This window comes from Thermomonas sp., from assembly GCF_020850895.1.
Classification (GTDB): Bacteria; Pseudomonadota; Gammaproteobacteria; order Xanthomonadales; family Xanthomonadaceae; genus Thermomonas.
Window position 1 is genome coordinate 1 of the sequence record NZ_JADZDS010000025.1, and the last position, 16840, is coordinate 16840.

A 16840-nucleotide genomic window follows, 5' to 3' on the forward strand; every position below is an offset into this window, starting at 1 on the left:
GCGGGCGAGGCCGTGATGGTGTAGGACTTCGCGCCCAGGCCCGATACCGCCAGCGTGTAGTACTGCAATGCGTCGGGATCGCAATTGATGGCATCGGCAAAACCAGCGTAGGTCAGGTTTGCCGTGTAAAAGCGCTCCAATTGCTGCGCCGCCGCCAGTGCGCAGGCCGCGCCGGCGGCGCGACGGGTCTTGCGCACATGGTCGTTGTACGACGGATACGCGATTGCGGTGAGGATGCCGATGATGGCAACCACCACCATCAACTCGACCAAGGTGAAACCGGAAACTCGGGAATTGCGCATCGGAAGATCCTTGTGCCTGTTCGGGGTGGACACCGCACGACCACCCCATCGTTGTTCATCTCCGGCCCGCGTACAACCGCCGCAAGCCCGCTGCCCTTCCCTGCCCGTTCATGCCTCCACCGGGCCGGCGCGCCCTCCCTGGCCTGCGAAGCCCCCGCAGGGGCTCCGCAGCGATCAATCGCTCCGGATCTCGCGCCACGACACCCGCTGCCAGCTCATCCCGAAGGTGCGCGCACCGGACAATCCGGAACTGCTGCCATCGCCGCTGCCGCCCACGATGATCTGGCCCGGCAACAGCACCGGCAAGGTGGGCATGCCCACGCCGGTGTTGACGGAACCGATCGGGCTGCCGCCTGCGCCGGTGTCGTCGGTCGAGCCATCGTTGTTCAGGTCGAACATCGACTTGCCGCCGCTGGTGCCGGTGAAGGCATCGAGGGCATTGATGAATCCGGTACCCGACGCATCCAAGCAGGCGTCGCCCACCGGGATCATGCTGGCCGTCACCAGGAACGTGCCGTTGATCTGCGCGTTCTGCACGATCCGCTCACCCTTGCCCGGCAGGTCCACGTACCAGCCCTTGGATGTCGTCGGCAAGCTGGACTTTGCCTCGAAGTAGCGATAGCTGCCGGACACCGTGATCGTGCGTGCGGTGAGGTTCGAGCGGGTGTAACTGGCGCCATCATCCATGAACCCGTACATGCTCTGCCCGTCCGTGCTGATGTCGTTGGCGTCGGCATTGCTCATGTAACTGCCGGTGCCGAAGAACACCCAGCGCTTGTTGGTGGCGATGTCCACGGCCAGCGCCGGTGCCGAGGTGATCGGCTGCGGCGTTCCAGTGAACTTTTCGGCATGGAAGATCTTGGTGGCCGTCCACGCCGACGGCGAGGCACTGGTCATGTCGAACTTCCAGATATTGCCTTGCCTGTCGCCGGCGTAGGCATAGACCAGGGTCTTGCCATCGGCTGCGTACACGCCGGTCGGTGCAAACAGCCCGTTGTTGGTGGTGCTGTCGGTCGGGATCTCGCGGATCACGGAGCCATCGTTCATGTTGAGGACGACCAGCACCGCCTTGTCACTGCCACTGTTCGGACCATTGCCGAACACCACGGCCGGGACATTCGAGCCGTTGCGCACCATGCCCAGCACGGGCGCACCGACGACATTGCCAATGTTGTTGCTTGAGGTGTCCTGCCGCTCCCACAACACATTGCTGGTGTTGAAGGACCCCGGGGTGGAGACATCGAGGGCGTACAGGCCCTTGCCGCCGCGGCCCATGGTGCCAACCAGGATGCTCTTGTTGGGCACATAGCTGTTGTACGGCGAAATCGTGATCGGCCCGTCGACGAAGAACTTGTGTTCGTAGTCGGGGCGGCTGAGGCTGGCGAGGTTGGTGAAGTTGGTCAGCGTGCCCGGGATGTAGGCAAACAACTCGGCGCCGTTGTTGCCGTCGATGGCATGCAGCATGCCATCGTTGGCACCGACGTACACCACCTTGCCGCGCGGCTCGTAGGCCGGCGACGAGTTGACGATGTCGCCCAACACGGTTGTCCGCGAACGCAGGTTGCCGCCGTTGCGGTCCTCACGGCTGCCATCGCCCCGGATGTAGTTGGCGTTGTCCGTGCCGGTGACCGGATAGTCGGCGACGCCACCGGTGCGGGTCAGCGCCGCCAACTGGGTGCTGGTCGGGAAGGTGGCGCCGGAGCTGCCGCTGTAGGTGAACACCTTGCGCACGCCATGGGCGGGGAAGGTGGCAGTCCAGCTGGCCGTCGAGCTGACGCCACCGCTGTACGTCACCGGATAGGCCTTGACCACGCCGGTCCAGATGCCCGAGGTGTAGCTGGCCGCGAACACCTGCGCGCCGGTATTGAGCGAGGTGGAGTTGGTGGCCACGTTGGAGAACGAACTGGTGCGCTGGGCAATGGCGGCCAGGGCCCGCTTCAGCGCATCGGCGAACGCAGCCGGGCTGTTGGCGGAGACGAAGGTTCCGTGGCCGTTCACGGCCGCATGCAGCAGGTCGTCAAGGCGCCTCGGGTTGTCAGGACTTGGGCTGGACGTGCCCGGATCCGGCCACGTGTCGCCGCCATTGATCGCTGTCGTCGCATCTTCCACGCTGGTCCAGCCCTTGGTGGTCTCCAGGCCCAAGGCGATGGTGAAGGTCACCATGTGCTGCCAGAACGCCGGATCGCTGCTTGTGGTGGGCACGTTGTTGCCGTCCGGAGAGGAGCTGTTGCCCATGGACGCTTCAGTTCGCAGGTCATTCTTCCAGTAATACATCGCCATGTCGGCCAAGGTTTTGCTGATGCCGTCACTGAACGGCTTGGCGGCGCTGTAGGTGTAACTGGCGGATTTCGGGCCCAGGATCGTCGGACCATTGGTGCCGTCTGCGTTGCCGGCGGTGGTTTGAATCGCGCTGTTCCAATACCCGTCGGTGGTCAGGATGGTGAAGTTCTGCCGGCACGAGAGCTGGTCGGACCCGGATTCCGGACCGTATGGACCGGTCGCGCTCGAACCCGAGAAGTAGGCGCCGGCATTCTTCAGCGCCGTCTGCAACGGCGTGCCGTTGCTGGCCGCGGCAGCGAACAGGCGCTTGTACCAGTTGCTGCGATTGGCGATCGAAGCTGTGCTGTCGTCGAAGAAACGCCCGTCGCCGAGGGTCACCGGGATGTCCAGGTTGGAGCGATCCCAGATGGTGCGGTAGCCCACCCGCACCTTGCGGTCCAGCGGCTTGAACGCTTCTGCGGCGCCGCCCTTGGCCGACTTGATGCGGGTGCGGTAATAGGAATACCACGTGGCAAAGTTGGTTTGTTCCTGGGCCCAGCTGCGACCCGTGGGAGTGATGCCTGAGGTGCAGTTGATCCAGCCGTAGCTTCCGAGCGAGGCGGTGGCATCGCAGGCATTGCCGCCGCTGAACGTCGACGACGCCAGAGTGAATTTCGTGTAGGTGCTGGTGCTGGTGTCGGCTGGCTTCATGACGATCGTGTATTTGCCGGCCGTCGGTGACTCGCCGGCGCAGACCACGGTCTGGCCAGATGTCACGATGCCCGTGCACACCTGTGCACCGGCTGGATCCGTCACCCGATAGACGCCATTCAGTGCGGTGCCGGTGATCCTGATCTGGACATCGGCCCAAGCCGCGACAGAGTTCGTTTGACTGGTCACCGACCCAGACGTCCTGACCTGACCCGAGGAGGGAGTCACGGTCAGTCCGGTCACCGTGGTGCCGGTGACCTTGCCGAACTCGGACCGTTCGATACCGCGGCCGGATGACAGATACCGATAGCGGTAATAGTTGGCCGCATTCGAAAGGTAGGCGCTACTCTGGTCTGCCGGGTTCTTGGGAACGTAGACGGTCTGCGTGTAACTGTTGAGATTGATGGTGCCGCCACTCTTGGTGTCATAAGTGACGTAGTCGTTGCTGCTGTACGCCGCCGTGTATGTGGTGCCACCGGTCATGCGACTCCCGTCCGGCAGGACCCACGGCAGATAATCGACACTGGGGTTGTAGTACAGCGTATTGGTGCTGGAAGCCTGCATGAACATCGCCCGCAGCTCGTTGGCGCCGTAGCTGCCGTAATCGGTACCGTCGCCCACGCCGTCGGCATCCGGGCTGCTGTTGAATCCGCCCGTGCCGGTGATGGCGGCGACGTCCTTGTTGTTGACGTTTCTCCACGCCATCGAACCCGAGTCATCGAGGATGAACAGGATGTTCGGGGCCACCCGGATGCCGGTGGTCAACGGCTCATCCGGAATGACGACGCCGGCATGGACCGGCAGCGCCAGCAGGGTGGCCAGGAAGGCGGCGGAGGCAACCCACAGCGGTTGGCGGCGCGGGGCGCCGGCGGGCTTGCGGGTGACGTTGGTCTGAGTGCTGTTCATGGCGTGGCTCATGCGGTGGGTGCGGATTACCGGCTGACGATGTTGGCCTGAAGAACGACCAGCGCATGGCCAGGCCCCTGCCCGCGCACGGTGGCGCGGAACATCGGCCGCTGGCATTGGTAGCTGTTCTGGCCATAGGTGGTTTCACAGATCCCCAGCAGCATGCTGCCCTTGCCGGTGCCGAGGTATTCCAATGTGTAGGTGAAGGGCATGACCTTGCCGTCGGCGGCGGTGTAGCTGTCGGACATCCTCACCGGGGTTTCGATCGTGCCGCTGTTCGAGTCCTGGTTGCAGAAGCCGTGGCCGGCGCAATCGAGCGGCAAGCCGTCGGCGCGCAGTTCGGCCAAGGTCTTGCCGTACTGCAGTTCGACGATGGCGGGATTGCCCAGGACCGCGTTCTGGACCTGGCGGAGCGCCGTCTCGGCGGCCTGGAACGCAAGGCTGCGGTCGTAGAGGTTGGCGGCCATGCGCTCCTGCATGGCGGAACTGCGCAACACCGCGATGCCGAGCACCGACATCACGATCAGCAGGACCAGCACGACCAGCAGGGAGACGCCCTGCTGGTGGCCACGGTAGGCCGGGATGGTGCATCGGGCTGTGCGGTTCATTGCACGCGGCTCCTCAGGCTGATGACATTGGAGAAATCGCGGCGGATCGTGCGGCCGTCCGCACTGTCAGCACCGTTGAGTCTCATGTTGACCCTGACCGCGACCACGTCGGACCACACGGTGGGTGCAGCCACGAAGTTCAGGCCACCGCGCTGGAGGTAGCTCACCCGCATCACGGCAACGTTGTCGATGACCCGCTGGGGGCCGTTGCCATCGTTGCGGTTGACCATCAATGAACCCGAATTCACGAACCAGCGGACGTTGCGGAAGCGGCTGACCATGACGCTGGCCCCAGGTGCCATGGGATCGCTGGTCATCACCACCGGGGTGGCCGGAGCGAAGGAAATCGTATCCGTGGAGACGCCCGTCACCGCCACCACGTAGAGCTGGTTGGCATTGCAGACGATGATGGACTGGCCGCTGCTGAAGGCATCGCTGAGTGCGAAGCTGGGGTTGTCTTCCTGAGCCTGGGTGAGATCGACAGTGACGCTGTTGGAGGTTGCGGAGGTGACGGGATAGGCATCATCGTCACCGGAGACCACGGTGAACTCCGAAGCGTTCCCGGAGACTGGCTGGGTCAGGAAAGCGGTCTCGTTGGACGTGTTCGAATGCTCGACGTCGGGCCTCGCGAGATTGGAACAGGACGAACCGCCCGCGGCGCGCACGTCGTTGGAAATCATCTCGAAGGCCACCCGCGCGCCTTCCTGGATGCGATTGATGCCAGAGTTGGCCCGGAAGGTGCGCTGGTTGGATTGGAAAATGGCGAACGCCGCGCCCACCACCAGCAAGCCCAGCACCATTGCGACCATCAGCTCGATCAGGCCGAAGCCGACAGGCCGGAAACCCTGCGTCCTAGGCGAGGCGCTCATATGGTTGCCTCCAGGGCCAGGCTGCGGTTGCTGGCGCCGCCGGCGCGGGAATCGTCCCAGAACACCGTGATGGCGCAGTTGGGGCAGCCGGTGATCTGGGCGCACGTGGTGGTGTCCCCAAGGGTGCCGATGGAACCCTTCAGGCCGTTCAGCCAGTCCCTCAGGTTATTGCTGGCCAGATCGCTGCCAGGGATGGAGGCAGAACTGCAGACCTTGGCGGTGTTGTAGCTGCCGGCGTTGGCGCTGTTGGCGCGCATATTCTCGACGATCGAAGTGGCGGCCATCACCGCCTGGCTGGATTCCAGCGAACCCTGCCCACCGCGCAGCGCCATCGACTGCAGCGCGGCGATGCCGAGCAGGCCCAGACTGAGGATCAGCACCGAGACCAGTACTTCGATCAGGCTCATGCCGCGTGCACGACCGCGCAGTTGCCGGCCTTCGTTGCGGATTGGATTCATGTGCATCATGGGCAGACTCCACCGCCGTTTGTCGGGGTCTTGGTGACCACGCCACTGATCAGCACGGTGACCACCTGCCGGTTCTCCGGCGGCAGGTCAACCGGCAGGCAGACCGTTACCGCGGTTTGTGCGGCAATGCGCCCCGATGGGGAAAATTCGATGCCGTTCAACGGCCCGCTGACCTCGACATCACCGGATGCGGTGGTGTCGCGCAGGGTCACGGGCGCAGCATCGACGTTGTCACGACCGGTGACGATCCAGCGCGACCAGCTTGTGCTGCCGGCGCAGGTGGTGCCGTCGGTGGAACCGCACACCCGGACCCTGGAATTGAGACGCACGGCCTCGGCCCGCGCCAGTTGGATCGTGCTGACCATTTCGTCGGTGGTGCCAGTGAGACGGGCGGCGTTGGCCATCCAGCCCATGCTGGGCAAGGCAACCGCAGCCAGAACGCCGACCACGACCACCGTGACCAACAGCTCCAGCAGGGTGAAGCCGCGTGATTGCGCGATTCCAGTCAGTGTATTGCGATGCAACATGGTGCCCCCGGTTCTAGGCAACGCCTACCCTAGCGTCGCCCGTGACTCTACGCTATTCATGGCCGACAGGCGGAGCGAACACGGGAATGAACGGGCCGGACAGCCGGGAAAATCGGCTGAATGGCCCGTCTTTCGGCCCGGGTTGCCACCCTGCTCCCCCTGCGACGGGCGACGGAGTTTTGCCAGATGCACCTCCACGCCGCTACCCTGCGGCCATCCCGTGGAGCCCGTCCCCCGTGAATGCCGACACCAATCCGTTGGCCGCGCTGTGGCGCCCCCCCGCCCTGCTCAGCGTGGTGCTGGGCGGCGAAGCGCTGGCCGCAGTGGTCGCCCTGGCGCCGGCGCAGGGCGGCGATCGGTTGGTGCATTTCGGGCTGGCCTCGCTGTGCGTGCAGTGGGTGGCGATCGGCGCCCTATGCGCGCTGTACTTGCTGCGGCGGCCGCTGGGCCGGCTGCCGCCGCTGCGCTTGGCCTGGGCCTGCCTGATGGTGCTGCTGGGCATGTGTCTGCTGGTGGCTACCGGCGCCTGGGGCGTCATGGCGCTGGGCGCGACGCCCGCAGGCGATCGCACCGAGTTCGTGCTGAGGCTGCTTGGGATCGCCGTGGTGGTCGGGATGGTCGGGCTGTTGGCCTACCAGAACTATTGGCAATCTCGGCAGCTTGCGGTGCGTGCAAAGCAGTTGGAATTGGAGGCTTTGCAGGCGCGGATCCGGCCGCATTTCCTGTTCAACACGCTCAACACAGGGGCGGCATTGGTGCATCAGCGCCCGGATGAAGCCGAGCGGGTGCTGCTGGATCTTGCCGATCTGTTCCGTCATGCACTGCGCGGGCCACGGCAGATCCCGCTGGCGGAAGAGTTGGCCCTGACCCATCGTTACCTCGAGATCGAAATCCTTCGAATCGGCCCGCGACTGCGGCTGCAATGGAACGTGCCCGCGGCCCTGCCCGACATCATGGTGCCGTCGCTATCCCTGCAGCCACTGGCGGAGAACGCGATTCGTCACGGCATCGAACGCCTGCTGGACGGTGGCGGCATGGAGGTGGACGTGGGTGTCCGGACCGAAGGCGTCGAAGTCGTCATTCGCAATGATTTGCCCGCCACCGGCGTTGGCAACGCCGGCCATTCGGTGGGGCTGAACTCGGCGCGCGAACGCGTGCTGGCGCTCACCGAGGGCCGTGGACGGCTCGACGCGGGCATCGAGGATGGCCGCTTCGTGGCGCGGGTGTGGCTGCCAGCCCAAGGCAATGCGGATCAATCACATCCGTGATCTCTCCGCGGCCGACCAACCAAGGTCGGCAGTCAACGTCGACGCGCAATCAGCATTGCCTGATCAATCAGGTCCGTGATCGCTCCGCGGCCGACCATCCAAGGTCGGCAGTCAACGTCGACGCGCAATCAGCATTGCCTTCAACCAGGCCCTTCACGCCCTGCGCAGGCACACAAGGCGCGGGCCATCCATCAGCTCAATCCGTGGTAGCCCAGTGCCGCCAGCACCCGATCCGCCAACGTTGCGGCATCGGCCTCCTGCGTATGCAGGTGCACTTCCGGTTTCAGCGGCGCCTCGTAGGGTGAATCGATCCCGGTGAAATTGCTGAGTTCGCCACGCCGCGCCTTGGCATAGAGGCCCTTGACGTCACGTCGCTCGGCGTCGGCCAGCGGGGTGTCGACGAACACCTCCAGGAATTCGCCATCCTCGAACAGCGCGCGCGCCATCTCGCGCTCGGCACGGAACGGGCTGATGAAACTGACCAGCACGATCAGGCCGGCGTCGGTCATCAACCTGGCCACCTCGGCCACGCGACGGATGTTCTCGACCCGGTCTTCGGCAGTGAAGCCGAGGTCCTTGTTGAGGCCGTGGCGAACATTGTCACCGTCGAGCAGGTAGGTGTGTTTACCCAGCGCCAGCAGCTTCTTCTCGACCAGATTGGCAATCGTCGACTTGCCGGCACCGGACAGGCCGGTGAACCACAGGCAGCGCGGCTGTTGGTGCTTGATCGCGGCACGCTCGCCCTTGTCGACATCGAGGTGCTGCCAATGGATATTGCCGGCGCGACGCAGCGCGAACTCCAGCGTGCCGGCGGCGACCGTGGCATTGCTCTGGCGGTCGATCAGGATGAAACCACCCAGCGCCCGGCTGTCGGCATAGGCCTCGAACGGGATCGGGTGGTCCAGGTGCAGGTTGCACAGGCCAACTTCGTTGAGCTCCAGATGCTTCGCCGCAAGCTGTTCCTGGCTATTGACGTCGACCTTGTGCTTGATCTCCGTCACCGAAGCGCCCAGCGTGCGGGCGCCGAGCTTGAGCAGGTACGGGCGGCCCGGCAGCAGGCGCTCATCCCCCATCCACAGCAGGTGGGCGGCGAACTGATCGGCCACCTCCAGCGGGCTGGATGCCAGAGCAATGACATCGCCGCGACTGGCGTCGATCTCATCCGCAAGGGTCAGGGTCACCGCCTGCCCTGGGCGTGCCTCGGCCAGATCGCCGCTGGCGGTCACGATGCGCGCCACCTGTGAGCGTCGCCCGGAAGGCTGCACCACGATGGCATCGCCCGGCTTGACCCGCCCTGACACCACGGTGCCGGCGAAGCCACGGAAATCCTGGTTCGGACGGCACACCCACTGCACCGGCATGCGGAACGCGGCCTGGGTGTCGTGGCCTTCGATCGGCACCGTCTCCAGCAGTTCCAGCAAGGTCGGGCCGGCATACCACGGCGTGTTGACCGAGCGCACGATCATGTTGTCGCCCTGCAGGGCCGACAACGGCAGGCAATCGACGTGGGTGATGCCGAGGTGGGAGGCCAGCGCACGGTACTGGCCGCAGATGGCGTCGAACGTGGCTTGGTCGAAATCGACCAGATCCATCTTGTTGACCGCCAGCACCACCCGGTTGATGCCGAGCGATTTGACGATGTAGCTGTGGCGGCGGGTCTGGGTCAGCAAGCCCTTGCGCGCATCGACCAACACCACCGCGACATCGGCGGTGGACGCGCCGGTGGCCATGTTGCGGGTGTACTGCTCGTGGCCGGGGCAATCGGCGACGATGAACTTGCGGCGCTCGGTGCCGAAGAAGCGGTAAGCGACATCGATGGTGATGCCCTGCTCGCGCTCGGCGGCCAGGCCGTCCACCAGCAGGGCGAAATCGATCTGCCCATTCTGGGTGCCGTGGCGAAGGCTGTCGGATTCCAGTGCCGCGAGCTGGTCGTCCAGCAGCAATTTGGTGTCGTGCAACAGGCGGCCGATCAGGGTGCTCTTGCCGTCATCGACGCTGCCGCAGGTGATGAAACGCAGCAAGCCCTTGGTTTCATGCTGCTGCAGGTAGGCAGCCACCGAAGCGGCGGCATCCGCACCCGGCAGCGACGTGTCGATTGCCTGCTCCATCAGAAATAACCCTCCTGCTTCTTCTTCTCCATCGACGCGGTCGGATCGTGGTCGATCACCCGGCCCTGGCGTTCGGAGGTGGTGGCCACCAACATCTCGGCGATGATCTTCTCCAGCGTATCGGCTTCGGACTCGATCGCGCCGGTCAGCGGATAGCAGCCCAGCGTGCGGAACCGCACCTGCTTCATCATCGGGACTTCTCCCGCGTGCAGCGGCAGGCGTTCGTCATCGACCATGATCAGGGCGCCATCGCGCTCGACCACCGGGCGTTCGGCGGCGAAATACAGCGTCGGCACCTCGATCTGCTCGCGGAAGATGTACAGCCAGATATCCAGTTCGGTCCAGTTGGACAGCGGGAAGGCGCGCACCGACTCACCCTTGTGGATGCGTGCGTTGTAGAGATTCCACAGCTCCGGGCGCTGGTTCTTCGGGTCCCAGCGGTGCTGGGCATTGCGGAAGCTGAAAATGCGTTCCTTGGCGCGTGATTTTTCCTCGTCGCGGCGGGCCCCGCCAATCGCCGCGTCGAAGCCGTATTGGTCCAGCGCCTGCTTGAGCGCTTGCGTCTTCATCACGTCGGTGTGCACGGTGGCGCCGTGGCTGATCGGGCCGATACCCTGCGCCAGGCCCTCGGGATTGCTGTAGACGCGCAGGTCCACGCCGGTCTCGACGGCACGACGATCGCGGAACGCGATCATCTCGCGGAACTTCCACGTCGTGTCCACATGCAGCAGCGGGATCGGCGGGCGCGCCGGGTGGAAGGCCTTGAGCAGCAGGTGCAGCAGCACCGAACTGTCCTTGCCGACCGAGTACAGCAGCACCGGGTTGCGGAACTCGGCCGCCACCTCGCGCATGATGTGGATACTTTCGGCTTCGAGCTGGTCGAGGTGGGACAGTCCGTTGTTCAAGGCAGGCATCGCGGAAAAAATCAATGCAGGATTTTATCAGGTCGCCTTGCTCGACCGCAGTCTCAATATGCGCTCGGGGGCTGCGAATGTGTCACTGCGTGATTCCTCCCAGTAATCACGGAACACCGCATGCTCCGGAATGGGGCCGGCGAGCAGTTCACCGGGCTCGAGAAAGCGGTACAGCGATGCATACGACTTCACCTGGGTCTGTGACACCCGCCGCAGGATGTGCTCCGGCCCGAGCTCGTCCGGATGACTCAACCCGGCTGCACACAGCAGGTCGCGCAGGGCGCGCACGGTATTGTCGTGGTAGTCGGCCACACGTTCGGTCTTGTCCGGCACGTCGAGGTGCTTCCAGCGTCCCGGGTCCTGGGTGGCGATCCCGGTCGGGCAACGGTTGGTGTGGCAACTGAGTGACTGGATGCAGCCCAGCGAGAACATGAAACCGCGCGCGGCGTTGCACCAGTCGGCGCCCATCGCGATCGCCCTCGCCAGATCGAAGGCGCTGACGATCTTGCCGGCCGCGCCGATCTTGATGCGCTCGCGCAGGTTCAGGCCCACCAGGGTGTTGTGGACCAGCAGCAGGCCTTCGTGCATCGGCACACCGACGTGATCGACGAACTCCGCCGGGGCCGCACCGGTGCCCCCTTCGGCACCATCAACCACGATGAAGTCGGGCAGCAGGTCTGGCCTTGTCGCTGCACTCTCCTGCATCGCCTTGGCGATCCCGAACCACTCCCAGGGATGGCCGATCGCCAGCTTGAACCCCGTCGGCTTGCCGCCGGACAGCTCGCGCAGGTGGGCGACGAATTGCAGCAGGCCCAGTGGCGTGGAGAACGCCGAATGCTTGGCCGGGGACACGCAGTCCTGGCCCATCGGCACGTCGCGGGTGGCGGCGATCTCCTTGCTGAGCTTGGCCGCCGGCAGCACGCCGCCATGACCGGGCTTGGCCCCCTGCGACAGCTTCACCTCGATCATCTTCACCTGCGCTGCGACCGCCTGCTCCGCGAAGCGCTGTTCGTTGAACGTGCCGTCGTGGTTGCGGCACCCGAAGTAGCCCGAACCCAGCTCCCAGACCAGATCACCGCCGCCTTCGCGGTGGTAGGGTGAGATGGAACCTTCGCCGGTGTCGTGGTAGAAGCCGCCGCGCTTGGCGCCGCCGTTGAGCGCGCGGATCGCCGCCGCCGACAGCGCGCCGAAACTCATCGCGGAGATGTTGAACACGCTGGCCGAATACGGCTGCTTCGATTCGGCACCAATCTGGATCCGGAAATCATGATTGGCCACCTCGACCGGCGCGATCGAATGGTTGATCCACTCGTAATCGGTCCCGTACACGTTGCGCAGCGTGCCGAACGGACGGACGTCGTTGACATGCTTGGCACGCTGGTAGACCAGGGCACGCTGTTCACGCGAGAACGGCACTTTCTCGGTGTCGGACTGGATGAAATATTGCCGCATCTCCGGGCCGATGGTTTCCAGCCCGTAGCGGAAATTGGCCAGCAGCGGATAGTTGCGGCGCAGCGTGCTGGTGCGCTGGAGCATGTCCGCAGTACCCAGCAGGGCCAGTGCCCCGAAAATGGCCACGCCCCACCACGCGCCCGTAAGCAGTGGCGTCAAGGCCAGGGTGCCGAGGGTCAGGACGATGCTGAGGATGTAGGCGAAATAGCGGGACACGGCGGCTCCTTCGCGCTGGTGGCGGTGGTGCCCGGAGTCGGGATCGAACCGACATAGTGTCGCCACTGAGGGATTTTAAGTCCCTTGCGTCTACCAGTTTCGCCATCCGGGCATGCCGCAAGCTTACGCGATCCGTTGCGTGGGGCCGAACATGGCGGCACAAGAAAAAGGCCCCGCGATGCGGGGCCTTGGGATGGAGGCCGAGGTCGGAATTGAACCGGCGTACGCGGATTTGCAGTCCGCTGCATGACCACTCTGCCACCCGGCCGGATGACGCTTGCATTCTACTGAAATGACAAAGCCCCGCGAACGGGGCCTGTCCGGAACTGGAGCGGGAAACGAGACTCGAACTCGCGACCCCGACCTTGGCAAGGTCGTGCTCTACCAACTGAGCTATTCCCGCATCGAGCCCGTTATTTTACGTTCTCAACGACTGCTGTCAACTCTCTTCGGTGAATCATCGACCAGCGCCGGCCACGCGGCGCGCAGGTACTCGAATCCGGACCACAAGGTGAGTACTGCTGCGGCGGCCAACAACCACTCGCCGATGAGGAAAATCGGCAGGCCCCACAATGGATCGCGGTACAGCAGGAAGCCCAATGCAATCATCTGCACCGTGGTCTTGATCTTGCCGACCATCGCCACCGACACCTTGGCGTGCTGGCCGATTTCCGCCATCCATTCGCGCAAGGCCGAGACGGCGATCTCGCGGCCGATGATGACGCTGGCCCACAGCGCCATCCACGCGGTGTGGTGGTGCTGGACGGTGACGACGAGTGCGGTGGCCACCATCAGCTTGTCCGCCACCGGATCGAGGAAGGCGCCAAAGCGCGAGGACAGGCCATAGCGACGTGCAATCCAGCCATCCAGCCAGTCGGTCAGCGATGCCAGCACGAAAACGGCCGTCGCCCCCGGATTGGACCAGCGCCCGCCGAGGTAATACACAGCCACCAGCACCGGGATCATCGCAATCCGCGCAAGGGTCAGCCATGTGGGAAGGGTCAACTTCATCCGTGCATTCTACTGGCAGGCCGCCGGCTCGCAGGGCGCGTGCACACGGCTCGCCGCATGGCCGCGACAACCCGAGCCGAAGCAACCCACTCAACCCAACCCATGCAATTGCTCCCAGATGCGCTGCGCAAGTGCGCCGCTGACGCCTTCGACGCGTGTGATCTCATCGACCGCCGCGGCCTTCAATCCCGGCAGCCCACCGAAATGTTTCAACAGTGCGGCGCGGCGGCGCGGCCCGATGCCCGGGATGTCCTCCAGCCGACTGGTGACACGCGCCTTCATGCGCCGCTGGCGATGACCGGTGATGGCAAATCGATGGGCCTCGTCGCGCACCTGCTGGATCAACTGCAGTGCTGGCGAGGCCGGCCCGGGCGCCACTTCGTGCCCATTCGGCAGCAGCAGGGTTTCCGCACCGGGTTTGCGTTCCGGCCCCTTGGCCACGCCCACCAGCACCACGCCGTCGACGCTGGCTTCGAGCAACACCGCCCGCGCCTGCGCCACCTGCCCCGCCCCGCCGTCGATCAGCAGCACATCGGGCACCACGGCATCGGCCGCGGCCTCCGCCACCGGTCGGAATCGCCGTTGCAGGGCTTGGTGCATCGCCGCGTAGTCATCGCCGGGCTGGATGCCGGTGATGTTGTAGCGCCGGTATTGCTTGCGTGCCGGACCCTGCGCATCGAACACCACGCAGGAGGCGACGGTGGCCTCGCCCATGGTGTGGCTGATGTCGAAGCATTCGATCCGGTTGGGCACCTCCGACAAGCCGAGCAGTTCGCGCAGGGCTTCGACGCGGGCTTGCTGGGCGCTGCTGCTGGTCAATTCCGACGCCAGCGCCAGTGCAGCATTGCGCCGCACCATGTCGAGCTGGGCAGCACGTTCACCACGCACGCTGGTCCGCAAGACGACCTTGTGGCCTGCGCGTTCGCCCAGTGCCTGCTCGATCAGTTCGCGTTCGGGGATGTCGCGGTCCAACACGATCTCGCCGGGCGCGCTCTGCGTGCCGTAGTACTGCGAGACGAAGGCGCCCAACACTTCCTCGGCGCTGTCTACCCCATTGGTCCTGGGGAAGAATGCATGCGTGCCGAGGTTGCGACCGTCGCGAAAGGCCAGCAACAGCACGCAGGCCGCGCCGCCTTGCAGGGCCACCGCCAGCACGTCGAGGTCGGCGCTGCGGCCATCCATGGTCTGGCGTGATTGCAGGCGTCGGATCAGGCCGATGGTGTCGCGCAATTGCGCGGCCTTCTCGAATTCCAACGCATCGCTGGCGGCTTGCATGGCCGCGGTCAGTTCACCGCTGAGTTCATCGCTGCGGCCTTCAAGGAACAATTCGGCGCGGCGCACCGAATCGGCGTACTGGGCGGGGTCGATCACCCCGACGCAGGGCGCACTGCAGCGGCCAATCTGGTATTGCAGACAGGGCCGGCTGCGGTTCCTGAACACACTGTCCTCGCAATTGCGCAGGCGGAACAGCTTGTGCATCAGGTTGAGCGTCTCACGCACCGCAGTCACGTTCGGGTACGGCCCGAAATAACGCCCCGGAACGGACTGCGGGCCACGGTGCACCACCAGCCGCGGCGCGTCCCCGCGGGTGATGAGCACATAGGGATAACTCTTGTCGTCGCGCAGCATCACGTTGTAGCGCGGCTGCAGCGACTTGATCAGTTCGTTTTCCAGCACCAGCGCGTCGGCTTCGCTGCGGGTGACCGTCACCTCCAGCCGCGCCACCTGCGCCAGCATCAACATGATCCGTGCAGGCTTCGGCGTGGCGCTGAAATAACTGCCGACGCGATTGCGCAGCGCACGCGCCTTGCCGACATAGAGCACGCCGCCGTCGGCGTCGAACATCCGGTACACGCCCGGTGCCAGCGGCAGCCGCGCGGCCTCGGCGTGCCCGTCGAAAATGGGTTGCCCGGGTGGGGACTTGGCCACGACGCTCCCGGCCGCCGGTCAGGACCGGCCCTCGTGCAGGCGCTTGACGATCCCAGTGGCGGCTGCATCGATCAACTTGAACGCGCGCTCGAAATCCTTCGCATTGCCGTAGTAAGGATCCGGGACGTCCTTGTTTCCGACCCCAGCCCATTCAAGCAGGAGTTCAACATCCGCGTGTGCGGTGCGCGGCTTGCGGATGCGGGTTTCATGCAGGATGGTGCGGTCCGCGCACAGCAGAAGATCGAAACTCTCGAAATCATCGTAGGAAAGTCTTCGCGCGCGCTGTGCCGAAATGTCCACTCCATTCCGGAGCGCGCACTCGATCGCCCTGGGGTCCGGCGCGCAGCCAACGTGGGAATCACCGGTTCCCGCAGAGTCCACTCGGACGCGTTGACCGAAGTCGCTGGCATCCAGCCGCGCACGCAGGACGCCTTCCGCCGTCGGTGAGCGGCAGATATTGCCCATGCATACCATCAGGATTGAATACGGCCTAACCATGGTTTGCCTGCATCTCCGCGTAAGTATGTTGCGCGCGCAGCAGGTCGGCCTCGGTATCGACCCCGGGAGGGAACGGCGACGGCGCCATCGCCACGGCGATACGCCAACCGGCTTCGAGTGCACGCAGTTGTTCCAATGCCTCGATCCGCTCCAGTCGACCGGCAGGCAGCGCGGCGAACGCCTGCAGGACACGCACGCGATAGCCATAGATGCCGATGTGGCGCAGCCATCGACCTTCCGGCATGGACCTGCGGTCGTGCGCGAAGGCATCGCGCGGCCATGGCACCGGAGCGCGGCTGAAATACAACGCATCGCCGTCATCGGAGCACACCACTTTCACTGCATTGGGATCCAGCAATGTCTCGACATCGCTGATGGAAGTTGCCAAGGTCGCGATTCCGGCCCCGCTCTCCGCCACGGTCCGCGCAATGCAGGCAATACCGTCAACCGGCGCAAAGGGCTCATCACCCTGCAGGTTGACGACGACGGCGTCCTCGGCCCATCCGGCCATGCGCGCACATTCGGCGAGGCGATCAGTGCCAGACGCGTGATCCGGCGAGGTCATCGCGACGTGGACACCGCTGCCCGCCAAGGCGTCGGCAATCCTTCCGTCGTCGGTCGCCACCCAGACCTCACGTGCGCCGGCAGCCAGCGCGCGTTGTGCCACATGCAGGACCATGGGGATCCCGCCGATCAACCGCAGGGGCTTGCCCGGCAGCCGGGTCGAGGCATGGCGTGCGGGAATTGCGACGATGAAGGGAGGACAGTCCACGGAGGAATTATCGCCCACAACGC

14 protein-coding genes and 3 tRNA genes are annotated in these 16840 nt (G+C 64.9%); 1 reads left to right on the top strand and 16 read right to left on the bottom strand.

Going from position 1 to position 16840, the window contains the following annotated elements; translation table 11 throughout:
- The 6 genes from IT472_RS02680 to IT472_RS02705 form a co-directional block, all read right to left on the bottom strand.
- Window positions 1-302: type IV pilin protein (locus IT472_RS02680; protein ID WP_297177975.1), on the bottom strand; the 302-nt coding region annotated here is incomplete at its 3' end.
- 174 nt (window positions 303-476) lie between these two features.
- The gene (locus tag IT472_RS02685; RefSeq protein WP_297177978.1) at window positions 477-4178 is read right to left on the bottom strand and encodes a PilC/PilY family type IV pilus protein; all 3702 of its coding nucleotides are present in this window, start codon (window positions 4176-4178) and stop codon (window positions 477-479) included.
- Window positions 4179-4204: 26 nt separating this feature from the next.
- Window positions 4205-4786 (bottom strand): PilX N-terminal domain-containing pilus assembly protein, encoded by a 582-nt coding sequence (locus tag IT472_RS02690; RefSeq protein WP_297177981.1) that lies wholly within the window; start codon window positions 4784-4786, stop codon window positions 4205-4207.
- Complete coding sequence (locus IT472_RS02695) at window positions 4783-5655, bottom strand: hypothetical protein (RefSeq protein ID WP_297177984.1); 873 nt, start codon at window positions 5653-5655, stop codon at window positions 4783-4785. The genes IT472_RS02690 and IT472_RS02695 overlap by 4 nt, the downstream gene beginning before the upstream one ends.
- Complete coding sequence (gene pilV, locus IT472_RS02700) at window positions 5652-6113, bottom strand: type IV pilus modification protein PilV (protein ID WP_297177987.1); 462 nt, start codon at window positions 6111-6113, stop codon at window positions 5652-5654. Before pilV ends, IT472_RS02695 begins: the two co-directional genes overlap by 4 nt.
- Before the next feature lie 5 nt (window positions 6114-6118).
- Complete coding sequence (locus IT472_RS02705) at window positions 6119-6649, bottom strand: GspH/FimT family pseudopilin (RefSeq protein WP_297177990.1); 531 nt, start codon at window positions 6647-6649, stop codon at window positions 6119-6121.
- 236 nt (window positions 6650-6885) lie between these two features.
- Here IT472_RS02705 and IT472_RS02710 point away from each other — a divergent pair, with 236 nt between their 5' ends.
- Window positions 6886-7917: a histidine kinase gene (locus tag IT472_RS02710; protein ID WP_297177993.1), complete on the top strand. Its 1032-nt coding sequence runs from the start codon at window positions 6886-6888 to the stop codon at window positions 7915-7917.
- A 191-nt stretch (window positions 7918-8108) separates the two neighbouring features.
- On the opposite strand, the gene cysN is transcribed toward IT472_RS02710, so the two are convergent.
- The 10 genes from cysN to kdsB form a co-directional block, all read right to left on the bottom strand.
- Window positions 8109-10025 carry a sulfate adenylyltransferase subunit CysN gene (gene cysN, locus IT472_RS02715; RefSeq protein WP_297177996.1) on the bottom strand — a complete coding sequence of 639 codons (1917 nt, stop codon included), beginning with the start codon at window positions 10023-10025 and terminating at the stop codon, window positions 8109-8111.
- Window positions 10025-10939 carry a sulfate adenylyltransferase subunit CysD gene (gene cysD / locus IT472_RS02720; RefSeq protein ID WP_297177999.1) on the bottom strand — a complete coding sequence of 305 codons (915 nt, stop codon included), beginning with the start codon at window positions 10937-10939 and terminating at the stop codon, window positions 10025-10027. Before cysD ends, cysN begins: the two co-directional genes overlap by 1 nt.
- 27 nt (window positions 10940-10966) lie before the next feature.
- Complete coding sequence (locus IT472_RS02725) at window positions 10967-12550, bottom strand: FMN-binding glutamate synthase family protein (RefSeq protein ID WP_297178151.1); 1584 nt, start codon at window positions 12548-12550, stop codon at window positions 10967-10969.
- A gap of 82 nt (window positions 12551-12632) precedes the next feature.
- Window positions 12633-12719 (bottom strand) — tRNA-Leu (locus IT472_RS02730).
- Between the two features lie 82 nt (window positions 12720-12801).
- A tRNA-Cys gene (locus IT472_RS02735) sits at window positions 12802-12875 on the bottom strand.
- 59 nt (window positions 12876-12934) lie between these two features.
- Window positions 12935-13010, bottom strand: a tRNA-Gly gene (locus IT472_RS02740).
- 23 nt (window positions 13011-13033) lie between these two features.
- Complete coding sequence (pgsA, locus tag IT472_RS02745) at window positions 13034-13618, bottom strand: CDP-diacylglycerol--glycerol-3-phosphate 3-phosphatidyltransferase (protein WP_297178002.1); 585 nt, start codon at window positions 13616-13618, stop codon at window positions 13034-13036.
- 90 nt (window positions 13619-13708) lie between these two features.
- Window positions 13709-15547: an excinuclease ABC subunit UvrC gene (gene uvrC / locus IT472_RS02750; protein WP_297178006.1), complete on the bottom strand. Its 1839-nt coding sequence runs from the start codon at window positions 15545-15547 to the stop codon at window positions 13709-13711.
- An 18-nt stretch (window positions 15548-15565) separates the two neighbouring features.
- Entirely contained in the window at window positions 15566-16045 is a 480-nt protein-coding gene (locus tag IT472_RS02755) for a low molecular weight protein-tyrosine-phosphatase (RefSeq protein ID WP_297178009.1), read from the bottom strand.
- The gene (kdsB, locus tag IT472_RS02760) at window positions 16038-16817 is read right to left on the bottom strand and encodes a 3-deoxy-manno-octulosonate cytidylyltransferase (protein ID WP_297178012.1); all 780 of its coding nucleotides are present in this window, start codon (window positions 16815-16817) and stop codon (window positions 16038-16040) included. The genes IT472_RS02755 and kdsB overlap by 8 nt, the downstream gene beginning before the upstream one ends.
- Window positions 16818-16840 lie beyond the last annotated feature (23 nt).

What these genes read in the sequence shown, in the direction of transcription:
- IT472_RS02685 (WP_297177978.1), bottom strand. Translation starts at nt 4,178, where the DNA reads ATGAACAGCACTCAGACCAACGTCACCCGCAAGCCCGCCGGCGCCCCG.
- IT472_RS02690 (WP_297177981.1), bottom strand. Translation starts at nt 4,786, where the DNA reads ATGAACCGCACAGCCCGATGCACCATCCCGGCCTACCGTGGCCACCAG.
- IT472_RS02695 (WP_297177984.1), bottom strand. Translation starts at nt 5,655, where the DNA reads ATGAGCGCCTCGCCTAGGACGCAGGGTTTCCGGCCTGTCGGCTTCGGC.
- pilV (WP_297177987.1), bottom strand. Translation starts at nt 6,113, where the DNA reads ATGAATCCAATCCGCAACGAAGGCCGGCAACTGCGCGGTCGTGCACGC.
- IT472_RS02705 (WP_297177990.1), bottom strand. Translation starts at nt 6,649, where the DNA reads ATGTTGCATCGCAATACACTGACTGGAATCGCGCAATCACGCGGCTTC.
- cysN (WP_297177996.1), bottom strand. Translation starts at nt 10,025, where the DNA reads ATGGAGCAGGCAATCGACACGTCGCTGCCGGGTGCGGATGCCGCCGCT.
- cysD (WP_297177999.1), bottom strand. Translation starts at nt 10,939, where the DNA reads ATGCCTGCCTTGAACAACGGACTGTCCCACCTCGACCAGCTCGAAGCC.
- pgsA (WP_297178002.1), bottom strand. Translation starts at nt 13,618, where the DNA reads ATGAAGTTGACCCTTCCCACATGGCTGACCCTTGCGCGGATTGCGATG.
- IT472_RS02755 (WP_297178009.1), bottom strand. Translation starts at nt 16,045, where the DNA reads ATGGTTAGGCCGTATTCAATCCTGATGGTATGCATGGGCAATATCTGC.